The organism is Bradyrhizobium sp. LMG 9283, from assembly GCF_045571415.1.
In the GTDB taxonomy this organism is placed as follows: Bacteria; Pseudomonadota; Alphaproteobacteria; order Rhizobiales; family Xanthobacteraceae; genus Bradyrhizobium.
Genome location: NZ_CP120691.1, coordinates 2,923,188 through 2,939,360 on the forward strand (window position 1 = coordinate 2,923,188; position 16,173 = coordinate 2,939,360).

Below are 16,173 nucleotides of genomic sequence, written 5' to 3' on the forward strand. Positions count from 1 at the left end.
GGACGAGTAGAATGCGTATCTTGGTCACTGGCGGAGCGGGCTTTATCGGTTCTGCGGTCTGTCGCCGCTTGGTGCAGACGGGTGCCGCAGTGATCAACGTCGACAAGCTGACATACGCCGCCAACCTGGCTTCGCTCGCGAGCATCGAGAGATTGGAGACTTATACGTTCCTGCAATCCGACATTTGCGATCGCGAGGCCATGGATTTTGCGTTCGCCGAGTATGAGCCGGATGCGATTATACATTTGGCCGCCGAAAGCCACGTCGACCGCTCGATCAACGGGCCCGACGCGTTCGTCAATACCAATGTAGTTGGCACCTACACCCTATTGGAGGCGGCCAGAACCTACTACGAACGTCTGCCGTCTTCGAGGCGGAAGCAGTTCCGCTTCGTGCATGTGTCGACTGACGAAGTCTACGGCTCGTTGGGACCGGATGACTTGTTCCGCGAGGACACGCCCTACAAGCCGAGCTCGCCTTATTCGGCGAGCAAGGCCGCATCGGACCACCTCGCACTCGCGTGGTTTCGAACCTACGGCCTGCCGGTTATCGTATCGAACTGCTCGAACAACTACGGTCCGTATCAGTTTCCGGAAAAGCTCATCCCGCTGACGATCCTTAATGCGATCGACCGAAAGCCTCTGCCAGTTTATGGCGACGGCAGGAATATTCGCGACTGGCTTCATGTCGATGATCATGCCGCCGGCTTGATAAGACTTCTGTACGAAGGAGGGCCCGGCGAGAAGTACAATTTCGGCGGAGATGCCCAGCGATCCAACCTGGAGGTCGTCACCCGGATTTGTGACGTTGTAGATCGATTGTCTCCGGGCGCCGGGTCAAGACATTCTCTCATTACGTTCGTACCGGATCGTCCGGGACATGATGCGCGCTATGCAATCGACGCGTCGAAGGCGCATCGCGAACTCGGCTGGGAACCCAAGCGAACTTTCGAACAGGGCCTGGCCGAAACCGTCGGATGGTATCTCAAGAACCGCACATGGTGGGAACGTGCTCGTCGCGGTGTCTATGACGGGTCGCGCCTGGGTCTGCTGGCCGCACAAAGCTGAGGTGAAGATGACAGATCGACCCATCCTCATTGCCGGGCGGAATGGTCAGTTGGCAAAGTGTCTTCGTCATCTTGCCACAATGCGAGGTTTGCCTGCGGTGGCTCTTGGGCGCCCAGAACTCGATCTGGAGAGCCGGGAAGGGATCGACAAGCTCATCGGGTCGATCCGGCCGTCTGCAATCATCAATACGGCCGCCTACACGGCGGTAGATCAGGCCGAATCCGAAGGAGCGAGGGCGTTCAGCATCAACCGCGATGGCGCGGCCGCGCTGGCAGATGTCGCGTGGCAGATGAACATTCCGCTCATCCATCTGTCGACCGACTATGTGTTCGACGGTGCGAAACCCGATGCGTACGACGAAAGCGACATTCCGGCGCCGCTGAACGTCTATGGCGCATCCAAGCTTGCCGGTGAAGCTGCTGTATTGGCCGCGCATCCGCTCGCGACGGTGATCAGATGCTCGTGGCTTTACAGTCCCTATGGCAGCAATTTCGTCCGGACGATGCTGCGGTTATGCGAAACGCGGCAGATCGTTAGGGTTGTCCGCGACCAATGTGGAAATCCGACCTACGCGTTCGACCTCGCGGAAGCCGTCCTCCGGATCGCACAACGGTCGGTAAGGGACGACCGCCGGGCCACGGCCGGCATCTTTCATCTCGCCGGCCAGGGCGAGGCAAGCTGGTACGATTTTGCGCAGGCAATCTTTCACGAGCATTCCCGTCGTGGAGCGCGGATTCCGGCGCTCGAGGCGATTACGACCGAGGAGTTTCCAACCGCTGCGCGTCGGCCTCGGAACTCGCGCCTGGACTCATCCAAAGCCGAACGTGTGTTCGGGATTCGAATGGCACCTTGGCGCCATTCCCTGGAAGCTTGTCTGGACCAGCTGGTCGGAGAAGGAGAAACCGATGCTGAAGGGAATCGTGCTGGCTGGCGGCAGCGGAACGCGCCTCTATCCAATCACGCGCGTGGTCAGCAAGCAATTGCTCCCGATCTATGACAAGCCGATGATCTATTATCCCCTGTCGACGCTGATGTTGGCGGGGATCCGCGAAATTCTGATCATCACCACTCCTTCAGACCGGTGTCAGTTCGAGCGATTGCTGGGGGACGGCAGCCAATGGGGCATCCGGCTCAGCTACGCGGAACAAGCCCGACCCGCCGGTCTCGCGGATGCGTTCATTGTCGGTGCCGATTTCATCGGAAACGATCGCGTGGCGATGGTGCTTGGAGACAATATCTTCTTCGGCGACGGCCTGAGCGAGCTGCTTGCCAGAGCGGCGGGACGTGAAGAAGGCGCAACGGTTTTCGCATATCACGTGCGCGATCCGGAGCGATATGGCGTCGTCACGTTCGACGAGGCGGACCGCCCGGTGTCGATCGAGGAGAAACCCAAGCGGCCAGTTTCGAACTGGGCGATCACGGGACTATACTTTTTCGATCACCGCGTCGTCCGCTACGCCCGTCGCGTCGAGCCGTCTGCGCGCGGCGAGCTCGAGATTACCGATCTTCAGATGCGTTACCTTTCGGCCCACGCGCTCCACGTTGAGCGCATGGGACGGGGGTTTGCCTGGCTGGACACCGGCACGGTCGAATCTCTCATTGATGCGGGGACCTTCGTGCAAACCCTGGAAAAGCGGCAGGGAATGAAGATCGCCTGCCTCGAAGAGGTTGCGTTCAGACTCGGCTTCATTAATCGCGATCAACTCCTCGCGCTGGCGCGACCCTTGGAGAAGAGCGGTTACGGCAAATATTTGAGCGAAATCATGCGGCTGCCCCAATTCGCTTCGCGATAGCGCTACTCAGCGGATTTTCTTGTATCACGTTAAATATCTGCACGTTGAATTGACTGCAGTTTAAAATAGAATTAAAATATTTTGTGCGGTTATTTATTTAATCGGTATGGCCATGCTGGTTCAAAAGGCGAGCGTCTTCGGCCGGGGAACCCGGGCCGTTTTTCCGGGGGAAGACATTCCCGCCCTTTGGCAGGAATCCACGATTTGGAATGCATTCGCGGGCTTCGACACGGCTGGCCTCTGGGCTCCGTCGCTTGTTGATCAGCCAGTAGGCAGGTTATCCACTCTGCCCACTCTGCCCCCTCTTGTCGGTGACGCATCGTTCTTCGAACGGACGTCTCGGGCCGGCTTCGGTGATCCGTTGGACTTGCGCGACGTTGTGCCCCGTCTCTTCGTCGTATCTTCCCGGTCGCGATTGTCCGCTCTGCTGTCTTCGACGTCATTGACGAGCGGTCATAAAAGCTTGGCGCCAACGTTCCCATCTGTGGCAAACGAAGCGACGCCGACGTCCCAATCGGTTTCCACCCCTAGCGCAACTCACTGGGCTCATCCGACTGACGGAGCCTGGAATGTCGCAACGAACTGGAGCGCCGGCCTTCCGGGCAACATCGACTCTGCCTTCCTCGATGCCTCAGGAACGTATGTCGTTATGAGCTCGGCCGGTGTTGATATTGGGAGCCTGGTCCTCGATGCAGGTGCAACGCTTTCGTTGGGTGGCGGCTCATCGTTCATCGTCGAAGGAAATGTCCTGAACAATGGGACTGTCGGAGTTGGAGCGTTCCTTGGCGATCGCATCGCGACGGCGGAATTTAAGGGGGACGTCAGCGGCACTGGATCTTTCGAGATTTTCGACCAAGCTGTCCTGAAGATCGGAGGTTCTGTTTCCGGCCAGTTCTTGAATGGATCGTTCTCCGGCATAACCGTGTCGTTCGCCACGGAAGTTGGCACGCTTGTCCTCGACCAGTCCGCCAACTTCCACGGGTTGATCGCAGGTTCATCGCCGGAAGCGCTGCTTTCTCCGGGGAATCTCATCGACCTGAAGGATCTGCCCTTCACGACCTCGATGTCGGCGACCGTTCACTACGACAACAGCTCGAATATCAGCACAGTCGATTTCAGCAATGGTGCAGCCAATGTCGCCTTGCTGTTCTCGGGGCCGGAGTTGAACTGGAATTTCAAGAGCGATGGGCAGGGGGGGACCATCGTCTCAGATCCGCCCACGAATCCCACCGTATTGGAAAACCAGAAGCCAGGCACACCGAGAAGTGTCTGGGAGATCCAACCAGGCGACAATTCGACTCTGACCCAGGGGTTTGCGACCGCAATCAGCACCAATGTCGGAGGGACGGTCCAATTCAAGATCAACAACCTGACCGGCAACCCGAACTATCGCGTCGATGTTTACCGGCTGGGCTATTACGGTGGGAATGGTGCGAGACTGGTCACGAGCCTGCAGCATCAGGCCGCAGCCGCAGTCGTCCAACCCGCTCCAATAAGGGACGCTTCGACCGGTCTCGTAGATGCCGGCAACTGGAGCGTAACCGATTCCTGGAGCGTGCCAACCGATGCGGCCTCGGGCGTCTACATCGCCAACGTCATCAACGGTACCGAAATTTTCCAGATTCCGTTCATCATAAGGAACGATGCTTCCCACAGTGACATCGTCTTGCAGACAAGTGATCAGGATTGGCAAGCCTACAACGGCTGGGGAGGGGCCAACCTTTATTTCGGGAACGGCCCGGGCATCAATGGATCGGCCTACGCGGTCAGTTACAATCGTCCCCTCGTAACGCGCGACGGCACCGGAACCTTCTCCGAAGGAGGAGACTCCCCGTTCACGGCTGAGATTGCGGCCATCTATTGGCTCGAGCAGAACGGGTACGATGTCTCTTACATTTCTGGAATAGATGCTGCGACGAACGGCTCGTTATTGCTCAATCACAAGGTCTTCATGGACGCGGGGCATGACGAGTATTGGACCGAGGCTCAGCGCGCCAACGTAGAGGCGGCCGCGCACGCCGGCGTGAACCTTGCGTTTCTCACAGCCAACGAGATCTTTTGGAAAACGAGGTTGGCACCCAGCATCGATGGCAGCGGGACAGCCAATCGCACACTGATTAGCTACAAGGATACGCATGCAAATGCGCTAATTGATCCATCAGGACAGGCGACCGGCAACTTCTCCGATCCGCGATTTGGTGCGCCTCTTCCCTCGAATCAGCTGACTGGTACGTTGTTCGCGGTCAACGCATTTCGGTACGATACGATCACGATACCGTACCCGATGACCCAATTGCGCTTCTGGCGCAATACGGCCGTCGCGCAAACCTCATCCGGGCAGACTGCCTCGCTCGTACCCGGCCTATTGGGCGTTGAATGGGACATCGCGCCGGACAATGGATTCCGCCCTGCCGGGTTGGTCAGTGTCTCATCTTCGACAGTCAATGTGGACGGAAAGTATCTGCTTGACTATGGCAATACGTTCGGAGCAGGCACGGCGACCCACAATCTCGTGCTGCATCGCGATCCCGTCAGTGGTGCACTGATCTTCTCGGCCGGTTCAATCAATTGGCCGTGGGCGCTTGCCAGCGACCACGACGGACCTGCGACTCCGGTGGATCCCAATGTCCAGCAGGCGATGGTCAACCTTTTCGCCGACATGGGGGTTCAGCCGGCGACGCTGCAGGCGAACCTGACAGCCGCGATCCGGTCCACCGACACTACGGCGCCGACCTCTGCGATCTCTAATCTTTCGGCTGCCAGCGTTGTCGAGGGGCAAACGATTACGGTGACGGGTACGGCCACCGACGCGGCTGGAAAGATTGCCGGTGTCGAAATCTCCACGGATGGTGGAGCAACCTGGCATCCAACCAACAGCAATGTCGGCGCGGCAAACGTGACGTGGTCATATACGTTCGTCACAGGCGCTCAGGGGACATATAGTCTCAAGACCAGGGCGGTTGACGACAGCCTGAACCTGGAAACACCTGGTGCGGGCAGGACCTACGCAGTCACGGCGTCATCCAATCTGACACTCTTCAGTCCGACCGATACACCAGCGGTGATCTCGAACAGCGATTCCGGCGCAGTTGAGCTCGGCGTCAAATTCGTCCCTGCCGTATCGGGCAAGATCACCGGCATTCGTTTCTACAAGGCATCTGATAATACCGGCACCCATATCGGTGATCTCTGGACCACCAACGGCACGTTGCTCGCGAGCGCCACCTTTAGCAACGAAACAGCGAGCGGCTGGCAGCAGGTTGATTTTGCGACGCCGGTCAATGTCCAGGCGGGCGTCACGTATGTCGCCTCCTATCACACGAACACCGGCCACTATTCCTCGACGGACTTCTATTTCATCGACTATGACGGAATTACGAAAGGTGCGCTTACCGCGCCGGGTAGCAGCCTCAACGGCGTTTATGCCTACGGCAGTAGCCCGACTTTCCCCAGCAACGCGTCCTTTGTTGACGCCGCGAACTACTGGGTGGACGTCGTCTTCAGCGATTCAGGCCAGACGTCGCCGCAAGCTCACGACGACGGTGGCTTTACGGTCAGCCAAAATGGCGTGCTGAACATTCCGGCATCAACGCTGCTCGCGAACGACACCAATCCGTCGGGGCTGGCTTTCTCGCTCACCAGCGTCGGTAACCCGGCCAATGGAAGCGTAAGCTACAATTCGCAGAACCAGACCGTGACCTTCACGCCCACCGCTGGCTACGCCGGCGCGGCGAGTTTCACCTACACGATCACGGACACGAGCGGCCAGAGCGGGTCCGGCCAGGTGTCGCTCAAGGTCAACTATCCGGTCTCGGCGCAAAGCCTGTTCGGGACCAATGATGCGCCGAGCGTCCCCAATTCCGGCGATAGCAGCCCGGTCGAACTCGGCGTCAAGTTTACCGCATCGGTGAACGGAACAATCACCGGCCTGCGCTTCTACAAGGGATCGTTGAATACCGGTTCCCACATTGCGAATCTCTGGAGCTCGACCGGAGCCCTGCTTGCAACTGCCACGTTCACGAACGAGAGACCGCCAGCGGCTGGCAGCAGGTCAATTTCTCCAATCCCGTGGCCATCACCGCAGGCACCACCTACGTCGCTTCCTATCACACCAATGGCAATTATTCCGGCACCCAGAACTATTTCACGACATCGCTTGCCAACGGCCAGTTGACGGCTCCTGCTGGTAGCAACGGGGTGTATGCCTACGGATCCGGAAGCGCGTTCCCGACGAACACCTTCAAATCCTCCAACTACTGGGTCGATGTCGTCTTCAACGGCTCCGCCGCGACCAGCACGCCACAAGCGAATGCCGACAGCGGCTTCACCGTTAGCCAAAATGGCGTGTTGAATATTCCGGCATCGACGCTGCTCGCGAACGATACCAACGCGTCCGGATTGGCTTTCTCGCTCACCGGCGTCAGTAACGCGGCCAATGGAAGCGTAAGCTACAATTCGCAGAACCAGACCGTGACCTTCACGCCCACCGCTGGCTACGCCGGGGCGGCGAGCTTCACCTACACGATCACGGACACGAGCGGCCAGAGCGGGTCCGGCCAGGTGTCGCTCAAGGTCAACTATCCGGCCTCCGCCCAGAGCCTGTTCGGCACCAATGATGCGCCAAACGTCCCCAATTCCGGCGATACCAGCCCCGTCGAAGTCGGAGTCAAGTTTACCGCATCCATAAACGGGACAATCACCGGCCTGCGCTTCTACAAGGGATCGTTGAATACCGGTTCCCACATTGCGAATCTCTGGAGCTCGACCGGAGCCCTGCTTGCAACTGCCACGTTCACGAACGAGACCGCCAGCGGCTGGCAGCAGGTCAATTTCTCCAATCCCGTGGCCATCACCGCAGGCACCACCTACGTCGCGTCCTATCACACCAATGGCAATTATTCCGGCACCCAGAACTATTTCGCGACATCGCTTGCCAACGGCCAGTTGACGGCTCCGGCCGACGGCAACGGCGTCTATAGCTACGGAGCCGGAAGCACGTTCCCGACGAACACCTTCAAGTCCTCCAACTATTGGGTCGACGTTATCTTCAACGGCTCCTCCGCCGCCACAAATACCCCGCCAACCGCGGTCGCCGACGCCGCTGATGCGACCGAGAAGGGGGGCGTAAACAACGCTACGGGCGGCACGACGGCCACTGGTAACGTACTGACGAACGATACTGATCCCGATGCCGGTGATACCAAAACCGTTACTGCAGTCAGCTTCGGCTCGACCAACGGGACGCTCGGTACACCTCTCACGGGCGCGCACGGCACCCTCTTGCTCGGTGCTTCGGGTGCTTTCACCTACACGGTGAACGAGAACGATGCAGCCGTACAGGCCTTGCGGCAGTCGACCAATACGCTGAGCGACGTCTTCAGTTATACGATGCGGGATGCTGCGGGCGTCGCATCGTCGAGCACGCTTACTGTCACGATTCATGGCGCCAACGATGCGCCCGTACTGGCGATCCAGACCGGCAACCAGGCCGTCACCGTTGGCTCGGCATTCTCCCTGACCTTGCCCGCCGGCACCTTCACCGACGTCGACGCCGGCGACTCGCTCACCTACACCGCAACCGCTGGCGGTTCAGCGCTTCCCGCCTGGCTCGCGTTCAATGCTCAGACTCGTACCTTTAGCGGCACGCCGACGTCCGCGGATGTTGGTAAGCTCAGCGTTACGGTCTCTGCTGCCGATCTCGGCAATCTCGCGAGCAGCGAGACATTCGATATCGCAGTTTCGCCGGTTCCTTCGACGGTGAGCCTGTTCTCGAACACCGATACGCCGGCCATACGATCGGGTTCGGACACTTCCCAAGTCAACCTCGGAGTGCAATTCACGTCGTCCGTGGCCGGAACGATTACCGGCATCAAATACTACAAGAGCGCAAACGACCCCGGCACCCATACGGGCTCGTTGTGGAGCAGCACCGGCGCGCTGCTGGCGACCGCGACGTTCACGAACGAGAGTAGCAGTGGTTGGCAGACAGTCACGTTCAGCAATCCCGTGTCCATCACGGCCGGCACCACCTACGTCGCGAGCTATCACAGCAACGGCCATTACGCCTCCACCACCAGCTACTTCACCTCCGCTCGCACCAACGGTCCGCTCACGGCTCCTGCGAACATCAATGGCCTCTACACCTATGGAACAAGCAATCTGTTCCCGACCAGTACCTATAGCGCGAGCAATTACTGGGTGGATGTCGTGTTCAACAGCTCGAGCGGCGGCCCCAACCAGTCGCCAGTCGCAGCAAACGACAGCGGCTTCTACGCCACACAAGACGTTCCGTTCGGGATTCCGAGCTCAGCACTACTTGCCAACGACACCGATCCCAACGGCGATGCGCTCACGATCACAGGCGCGAGCGGCGGTGTGAATGGCGTCGCCAGCTACAACGCCCAAAGCAACATCGTGACGTTCACTCCGACGCCCGGCTACACGGGACCGGCGTCCTTCAACTATAGCATCTCCGACGGCCATGGTGGCGTCGCAAATGCATCTGTCGCTCTCAATGTAAGCGCTGCGTCTTCGACGACTGTGCGCCTGTTCAGCGCAAGTCATGAGCCCGCCATTGTGGCGGCTAATGATCCAAAGTCAGTGGAACTAGGCGTCAAGTTTCAGGCGTCTACCCCGGGCGATATTATCGGCATTCGCTTCTACAAGGGGCCTTCCAATACGGGCACGCACGTTGCGGATCTCTGGAGCGGTACCGGGACATTGCTGGCGACTGCGACCTTTACCAACGAAACGGCCGATGGCTGGCAGCAAGTCAATTTCGCCACGCCTGTGACGATCATGCCGGGATCCACCTACGTCGCATCCTATCACACCTCCGGGAATTACGCCGCCGATCCGGGCCTGTTGGCAAATGCAATCACCAACGGGCCTCTGACGGCCCCATCGTCGGCATCGATCGGCGGCAACGGTGTGTTTGCGTACGGCACTGATAACCTGTTTCCGACCAACACTTACAACTCAACGAGCTATGGCGTTGACGTTGTTTTCAGGCCGCAGCTAGCGGCAGCATAGGAGACGTAACATGCACGCCGAGCTCTATACCGATGGAATCGCGGAAATTACCGTCAGCGGAACCATCGTCCGCGTCGACCTGGTCAGTCTTTCACCGACTGAGCGCGACGCCAACAATGAACCGAAACGGGTATTTTCGCAGCGACTGATCTTTTCGGTCGAGTCCTTCGCCAATTCAGTGGATGTGATGCAGAAGGCGCTCCAGGGCCTGGTTGATGCGGGCGTGGTCCGACGGAATCAGCCCGCCCAGTCGCATAATGGCGCGTCGGGGGCACGTGATGCGCTTGCGCCCAACACACGGTCTTTGAATGTCTCTTCAAATTTCCGCTGAAATGGAGGCCGCTGGCGGCGCGAAGGACCAGGTTGCGGATACGCCCGCGCCCGGATTGTCAATGCAGACGGCATTGGAATGCCTGTCCAAGGTTTCCGGTCACCACGGCATAGATCTGCCGGTCGAGCGGTTGAAGCATGCCTACGCGGTATCCGCGCCGCTCTCGTTGAATCTCCTGTTGCGCATGGCGAAGGATGCGGGCCTGCGCGCGAGAAGCACGAAACTGGATTGGGGCGCGCTGATCCGTCTCGGAGAGGCCTATCCGGCGCTGGCGAGGCTCGCCAATGGCAACTGGATCGTTGTCCTTGGTGCGGGGCGACGAGCTGACGGCACCGAGGCCGTCAGCATCTTCGACCCGCTCGCCGACCGCAAGCACGAGGTCCTGGTTGTCGACCGGGACCGATTCTGTGCGCGGTGGGCCGGTGAAACGGTCCTGATCAAGCGCGAACAGTTGGCACAGGACGGTCGGAGGAGTTTCGGCCTCCGGTGGTTCGTACCGGAACTGCTTCTTCAATGGCGACTGTTCAGGGATGTCGCGATCGCCGCCATCCTGCTCTATGCGTTGGGCCTCGTCGTCCCGATCTTTTTCCAGCTCGTCATTGACAAGGTTCTGGTTCACGAGAGCTTCACCACGTTGTACGTACTCGCGGCAGGAGCGGCCGTAGCACTCGTCTTTGATGCGATATTCGGCTTTCTGCGGCGCTACCTGCTGCTGTATGCGACCAATAAGGTCGACATTCGCGTTGCGACGAAGACGTTCGGTCATCTCCTCGGGCTGCCGGTCACGTTTTTCGAACATATGGCCGCGGGGGTTCTGGTCAAGCACATGCAGCAAGCGGCGCGGATCCGCGAGTTTCTGACCGGCCGCCTGTTTTTGACGACCCTCGATGCGCTCTCGTTGTTCGTCTTCCTGCCGGTCCTTGCGCTCTACAGCGTCAAATTGACTTTGATGGTCCTGGCCTTCACCGCCGCGAGCGGCGCTGTTGTCGGCCTGCTCATGGGCCCTTTCCGGCGACGTCTTTACGATCTTTACCAGGCGGAAGGTGCGCGGCAGGCTCTCCTCGTCGAAACAGTCCACGGTATGCGCACGGTGAAGACGCTGGGGATGGAGCCAGCGCAGAGCAGGGTCTGGGATAGCCGCTGTGCGCAGTCCGTGACCATGCGATTTGGTGTCGAGAAAATTTCCGCGGGCGCCCAGGCGCTCACCGGATTTCTCGAGAAGATCATGACGCTTGGGATCATTTCTGTCGGAGCACTCGATGTCTTCGCTGGAGAAATGACGATCGGCGCGCTGGTCGCTTTCAACATGTTGGCCGGCAGGGTCTCCGGACCACTGGTTCAGCTCGTAACCATGGTGCACGAATACCAGGAAGTCGCTCTTGCCGTGAAAATGCTCGGCGAGGTCATGAATCAGAAGCCTGAGCGTGACGGTCGGAAAGATGGGCTGCGGCCCGATCTCGCCGGCAAAATCGAGTTCGACAGTGTCTCTTTTCGCTACGGATCCGAGGGATCACCAGCGCTAGACGACGTCTCCTTTACCATCGAGCCAGGTTCAATCTTCGGGATCGTGGGCCGGAGCGGCTCCGGCAAAACGACGCTCACAAGGCTGATCTCGGGCATGTATCCGGTGCAGCAGGGGTTGCTCCGTATCGACGGATATGATTCGAGGGAGCTCGACCTCGCACACCTGCGCCGAAACCTCGGAATCGTCCTGCAGGACAATTTCCTGTTTCGCGGGACGGTTCGCGACAACATTGCCTGCGTGAAACGTGACGCGACCTTTGCCGAGGTCGTGGCTGCGGCGCAGCTCGCAGGCGCCGACGAGTTCATCGAGCGGTTGCCGCGCGGCTTCGACACCATGCTCGAGGAAGATGCCTCGAACCTGTCCGGCGGGCAGAAGCAGCGGCTCGCGATCGCGAGGGCTCTGATCGTCAATCCGCGGATCTTGATTTTCGATGAAGCGACGAGTGCCCTCGATTCCGAAAGCGAAATGATCATCAGGCGCAATCTCCGCCGTTTGGCGGCAGGGCGTACCGTCATCATCGTCTCCCATCGATTGTCGATGCTGACCGAGGCGAACCAGATCCTGGTGATGGACCGCGGCCGAATCCTCGATGTGGATCGCCACGACCACCTCCTGTCGAAATGCACCATCTACAGGCATTTGTGGAACCAGCAGATGAAGCAGATTGCATGAGGAAGACAGGGCCATCACGCGCGGACGTGAAGCCGAACGGTCTCGTTCCGGCCAGACCGGTCGAGCGCCGGCGAAAGCTATTCAGGCCGGGGCCGAGGCGAGCGCCAGTCATCGCTGAATTCCAGTCCGATGCAGCCGAGGTGGAGCAGCAAGCACCGCCGCGGCTGGCGCGTCTCACTCTCTACGGCGTACTTGCATTGATTGTCTTTGCGGTGACCTGGGCATCGGTTTCGCAAGTGGAGATGATCGTCACGGCGCAGGGGAAACTAACCACGACACGTCCGAACCTGGTCGTGCAGCCGTTGGAAACGTCGGTCATCCGCGAAATCCACGTCAAGGCCGGTGATCGCGTCAACCGCGGCGACGTTCTGGCGACCCTCGATCCAACCTTCTCGCAGGCGGATTTCGATCAATTGCGCGGCAGAGTGGCTGGATTCGATGCCTCGATCGATCGCCTGGGCGCCGAACTGAATGGGACCGAGTATGCGGTCAAGGAGCTAACGGATGCGGACCAGATCCTGCAGCGCAAGGTGTTCCTGCAGAGGAGAGCCGCGTATCAGGCGCAGATCCAGAATTACGACGCGCAGATCGCTTCCGCCCGTGCCAATCTCAAGACAGCGCAGGATGAAGAGGTGGTTCTCCTTCAGCGCCTCGACACCATGCGCTCGATAGAAGCCATGCGCACCACGCTGATGGACAAGGAGGTCGGCTCGAGGTTGAACTTCCTACTGTCACGCGACGCACGGCTCGAGGTTGAGAGCAATTTGGCGCGCGTTCGCGGCAGTATCGCCGACAGCACGCATCGGCTGGAGAAGGCCCGTGCAGACCAGAAGGTCTTCGTCGAGGAATTCCGCCGCACCGCCTATCAGGATTTGGTGGAGACGGTGCTGAAGCGCAATAGCGCAGCAGAGGATTTGAAGAAGGCCGAGCTTCGACGACAGTTGATCGTCCTGCAAGCGCCGGCAGATGCCGTGGTGCTGGAGATCGCAAATCGCACAGTCGGCTCAGTGGTTCGCGAAGCGGAAACGCTGTTCGTCCTGGTCCCGCGCGACGTGCCTCTGCAGGCGGAGGTCAAAGTCGAAGGGCGAGATATCGGTCAGGTGGCGCTTGGACAAGCGGTCCGCATCAAGTTCGAAGCATTTCCTTTCCAGAAGTATGGAACTGCGAGGGGAGAAGTCCGCGTCATCAGTCAGGACACGTTCTCGCCGGATCCGAAGGCCGAAGGTGCGCGCCACGCGCCAGCTCCCTATTACCGCGTACTGGTCGATTTGTCGGACACGCACCTTCGGCTGCCGCCGGAGCGCATTCAACTGATTCCAGGCATGGCGGTTACGGCCGAACTGAAAGTCGGCAAGCGCACTGTGATTTCCTACTTCCTCTATCCGCTGCTACGCGGATTGGATGAAAGCATTCGAGAATACTAACCCGGCTTGGAATGGCGATCGACCATGATGATTAGTCCGAATTTTGGAGTGAAGCTCGTGGTGCCGACGGCGGCGAGCAAGCTCTCGCAAAATGCACCTTTGGTGAACTTCGCCCTCAACGGGCTGGAGCGTTGTTGGCTGCCCCAACACCGCCGGTGGTCGCATATCTACCATCTCGATGGACGTCCTTCGCCAAACGAGTCGATACCGAGCAGCGACGTATTCTATACCCTCAACGTTCTGCTCGGAATGTCGCGCGTTGCCGAAGTTCCAAATGGCATTGATATTCCCGAGATATTCCGTCGCAACGCTCTGCAACTCACGCAGCTTCCAGTACGGAAGTATGCCTTCGGCATGGCGCTATGGAGCGCCGCCGAACTGGGTCTCGAAATACCGGACCCGGTCAAATGCGAGCTGAGAGCCATTCTTTCCGATGAGAGCCGGTGGAAGAGCTTCCGTGCGCAGGATCTTGGCATGCTGCTCACGGGAGTCGTGGCCCAGGCGAGGGCAGGCGAGCGCGAGTGGTGGCGCTACGCCAAGCCGCTTTATCGTCTTTTGAAGGAACGCTTTCACAGCGAATCGGGATTGTTCTTCGACGCGCCGGCTGGCCTTCGCCGCCGGTTCTCGTCGTTTGCGACGCAGACCTACCTCTCGATCGCCTGTTATCAATATGGCGAATTTTCTGGCGACGCGTCCGCGCTTGTCATGGCCGATATTTGTGTTCGCAATCTGATAGCACTTCAAGGCCCGCAAGGCGAATGGCCTTGGTTTTTCGACGCGCTGAGCGGCCGCGTTATTGATTTTTACGAAGTCTATTCGGTCCATCAGTATGGAATGGCCCCCGCGCTGCTGGAATGGGCCGAGCGCTTTGGGCAGAGGCAATCGCGGGACGCCCTGATCAAGGGATTCAACTGGGTCTTTGGCCACAATCAACTGCGCCGGGCCATGCTCGTCCCTGAACTGAACCTGACTATCCGCTCGCAGGTTCGCAAGAGTGAATTGACGACAAAGGCGCCGCGGGTGTTGCGCGCGCTCAAGAACGCCTGGCTCGGAAAAGGGGAGCGGCTGATCGACGCTGCGAACGTAGAAGTTCGGCTTGAATGCCGCAGCTACGAGCTGGGTTGGATCCTGTGGTCATTCGGCCGACGTACTGATTTGCCGGAGTTGACCCACAATTGTGCCTTTGATGGCGCCTGACGAAATGCCGTTTCGCTTAGTCGTCCGTTAAGAACGCGATTTCAGCGGTGAGGGGTTGCTCGTGGCTGCGATGAGGGTGGTCAGGATCAGGCGCCAAAAAGCTCTCAGCCAGGCGAGGATGCGGCGGAAGTTGTGGCCGACGGCCGAGAGGATGACATTGGCCGCATCGCCGGCGCGGCCTTTGAGATAGCAGCGGCCGAGGTGACCATCGGTCTTCAGGTGTCCGATGATGGGTTCGATGGCGGAGCGGCGGCGCAGCTCGCGCTTGATGACCCCAAAGACGCCGCGCTTCTGGCCGGAGATGAAGATGCGGCGGGGATTTTGTGCGTCGTGGCCGCGGTATCCCTTGTCGACATAGGCCCGCTCGATCGCGCAGCCGGTGAGTGTCTCGGTGCGGTCGATGACGTCCCGCAAGGTGTGACCGTCATATGGGTTATCGGGTAACGCCCTGGCGTGCAGCACGAACACGCCACCGGGAGCACGGCGGTTGTTGGTGACGATCGAGGCTTTGACACCGAACTCGTAAGGCGCGGCTGCCTTGCCCTTGCCGATGCACTCCACCTCCGGGGCGTGGAAGGAATAAAGCTTCCAGCCACGCTGACGCTGCTGTTGCGAGCGGATCTGCGAAGCCCGGCTGAGCGGGCGATACCACCTCCTGGGATCAAGCGCGGCGAGAGCCTGTCTATTGGCCGGGCGGCAACCGGTGTAGAGGCGGCGTGATCCCGATGGCAGGCGCGCCTTCCGGTCGACGACGTTGGGATCGAACCGCTCCGGGCCCCAGAGGCGCATGTGTTCGTGCTCGGGATGGCCGGGGTCGCTGATGGCGGCGAGGTATTCGGCATAGCCTGGCGCACCGCCGACGTCTTCCGGAGGACAACGGCCGGCGGCCTCGAGCAGGAAGGGAAGCCCCTCCGTCGTGGTGTTCTCGAACCATTTTTCGAGCTTGATCACATGGTCCCAGCTGTCGCCGAAGTCATAGAGATAGTGGATCGTCTTGGCGCCGGTCTCGCGAACGATATCGCAAAGCCGCGCTTTGCGGGCATCCATGGGCTGGTGGCCGTAATCGTTGTGGGGATCAGGAATCCCCCAACGGACCGTACGCCTCCGACGAGGACCGTCTTGCGTGACGGGT

The 16,173-nt window shown here is 59.6% G+C and carries 8 protein-coding genes and 3 pseudogenes; 9 read left to right on the forward strand and 2 right to left on the reverse strand.

What is annotated here, in order from left to right; genetic code table 11:
* Window positions 1–11: 11 nt before the first annotated feature.
* The 9 genes and pseudogenes from rfbB to P6U29_RS13595 all read left to right on the forward strand — a co-directional run bounded on the left by rfbB (window position 12) and on the right by P6U29_RS13595 (window position 15,041).
* Complete coding sequence (rfbB, locus tag P6U29_RS13555; RefSeq protein ID WP_407118050.1) at window positions 12–1,067, forward strand: dTDP-glucose 4,6-dehydratase; 1,056 nt, start codon at window positions 12–14, stop codon at window positions 1,065–1,067.
* A gap of 7 nt (window positions 1,068–1,074) precedes the next feature.
* Window positions 1,075–2,064, forward strand: a complete 990-nt coding sequence (rfbD, locus tag P6U29_RS13560; protein ID WP_407118051.1) for a dTDP-4-dehydrorhamnose reductase — start codon at window positions 1,075–1,077, stop codon at window positions 2,062–2,064.
* Complete coding sequence (rfbA, locus tag P6U29_RS13565; RefSeq protein WP_407118052.1) at window positions 1,973–2,860, forward strand: glucose-1-phosphate thymidylyltransferase RfbA; 888 nt, start codon at window positions 1,973–1,975, stop codon at window positions 2,858–2,860. Before rfbD ends, rfbA begins: the two co-directional genes overlap by 92 nt.
* Before the next feature lie 1,063 nt (window positions 2,861–3,923).
* A pseudogene (locus P6U29_RS13570) lies at window positions 3,924–7,063 on the forward strand (DUF4082 domain-containing protein); the annotation flags it as partial.
* 141 nt (window positions 7,064–7,204) lie between these two features.
* On the forward strand, window positions 7,205–9,892 hold the full coding sequence (locus tag P6U29_RS13575) for a DUF4082 domain-containing protein (protein ID WP_407119319.1): 2,688 nt from the start codon (window positions 7,205–7,207) through the stop codon (window positions 9,890–9,892).
* 10 nt (window positions 9,893–9,902) lie between these two features.
* Window positions 9,903–10,223: a hypothetical protein gene (locus P6U29_RS13580; RefSeq protein ID WP_407118053.1), complete on the forward strand. Its 321-nt coding sequence runs from the start codon at window positions 9,903–9,905 to the stop codon at window positions 10,221–10,223.
* A 61-nt stretch (window positions 10,224–10,284) separates the two neighbouring features.
* Window positions 10,285–12,420, forward strand: a complete 2,136-nt coding sequence (locus P6U29_RS13585) for a peptidase domain-containing ABC transporter (RefSeq protein ID WP_407119320.1) — start codon at window positions 10,285–10,287, stop codon at window positions 12,418–12,420.
* Entirely contained in the window at window positions 12,417–13,844 is a 1,428-nt protein-coding gene (locus P6U29_RS13590; RefSeq protein WP_407118054.1) for an HlyD family type I secretion periplasmic adaptor subunit, read from the forward strand. Before P6U29_RS13585 ends, P6U29_RS13590 begins: the two co-directional genes overlap by 4 nt.
* Window positions 13,845–13,868: 24 nt before the next feature.
* Window positions 13,869–15,041: a hypothetical protein gene (locus P6U29_RS13595; protein WP_407118055.1), complete on the forward strand. Its 1,173-nt coding sequence runs from the start codon at window positions 13,869–13,871 to the stop codon at window positions 15,039–15,041.
* Window positions 15,042–15,068: 27 nt separating this feature from the next.
* On the opposite strand, the pseudogene P6U29_RS13600 reads toward P6U29_RS13595, so the two are convergent.
* Together P6U29_RS13600 and P6U29_RS13605 are read right to left on the reverse strand one after the other, a co-directional pair.
* Window positions 15,069–15,737: pseudogene (locus P6U29_RS13600) on the reverse strand (IS5/IS1182 family transposase); the annotation flags it as partial.
* Between the two features lie 102 nt (window positions 15,738–15,839).
* Window positions 15,840–16,088 (reverse strand): annotated as a pseudogene (locus tag P6U29_RS13605) (plasmid pRiA4b ORF-3 family protein); the annotation flags it as partial.
* Window positions 16,089–16,173 lie beyond the last annotated feature (85 nt).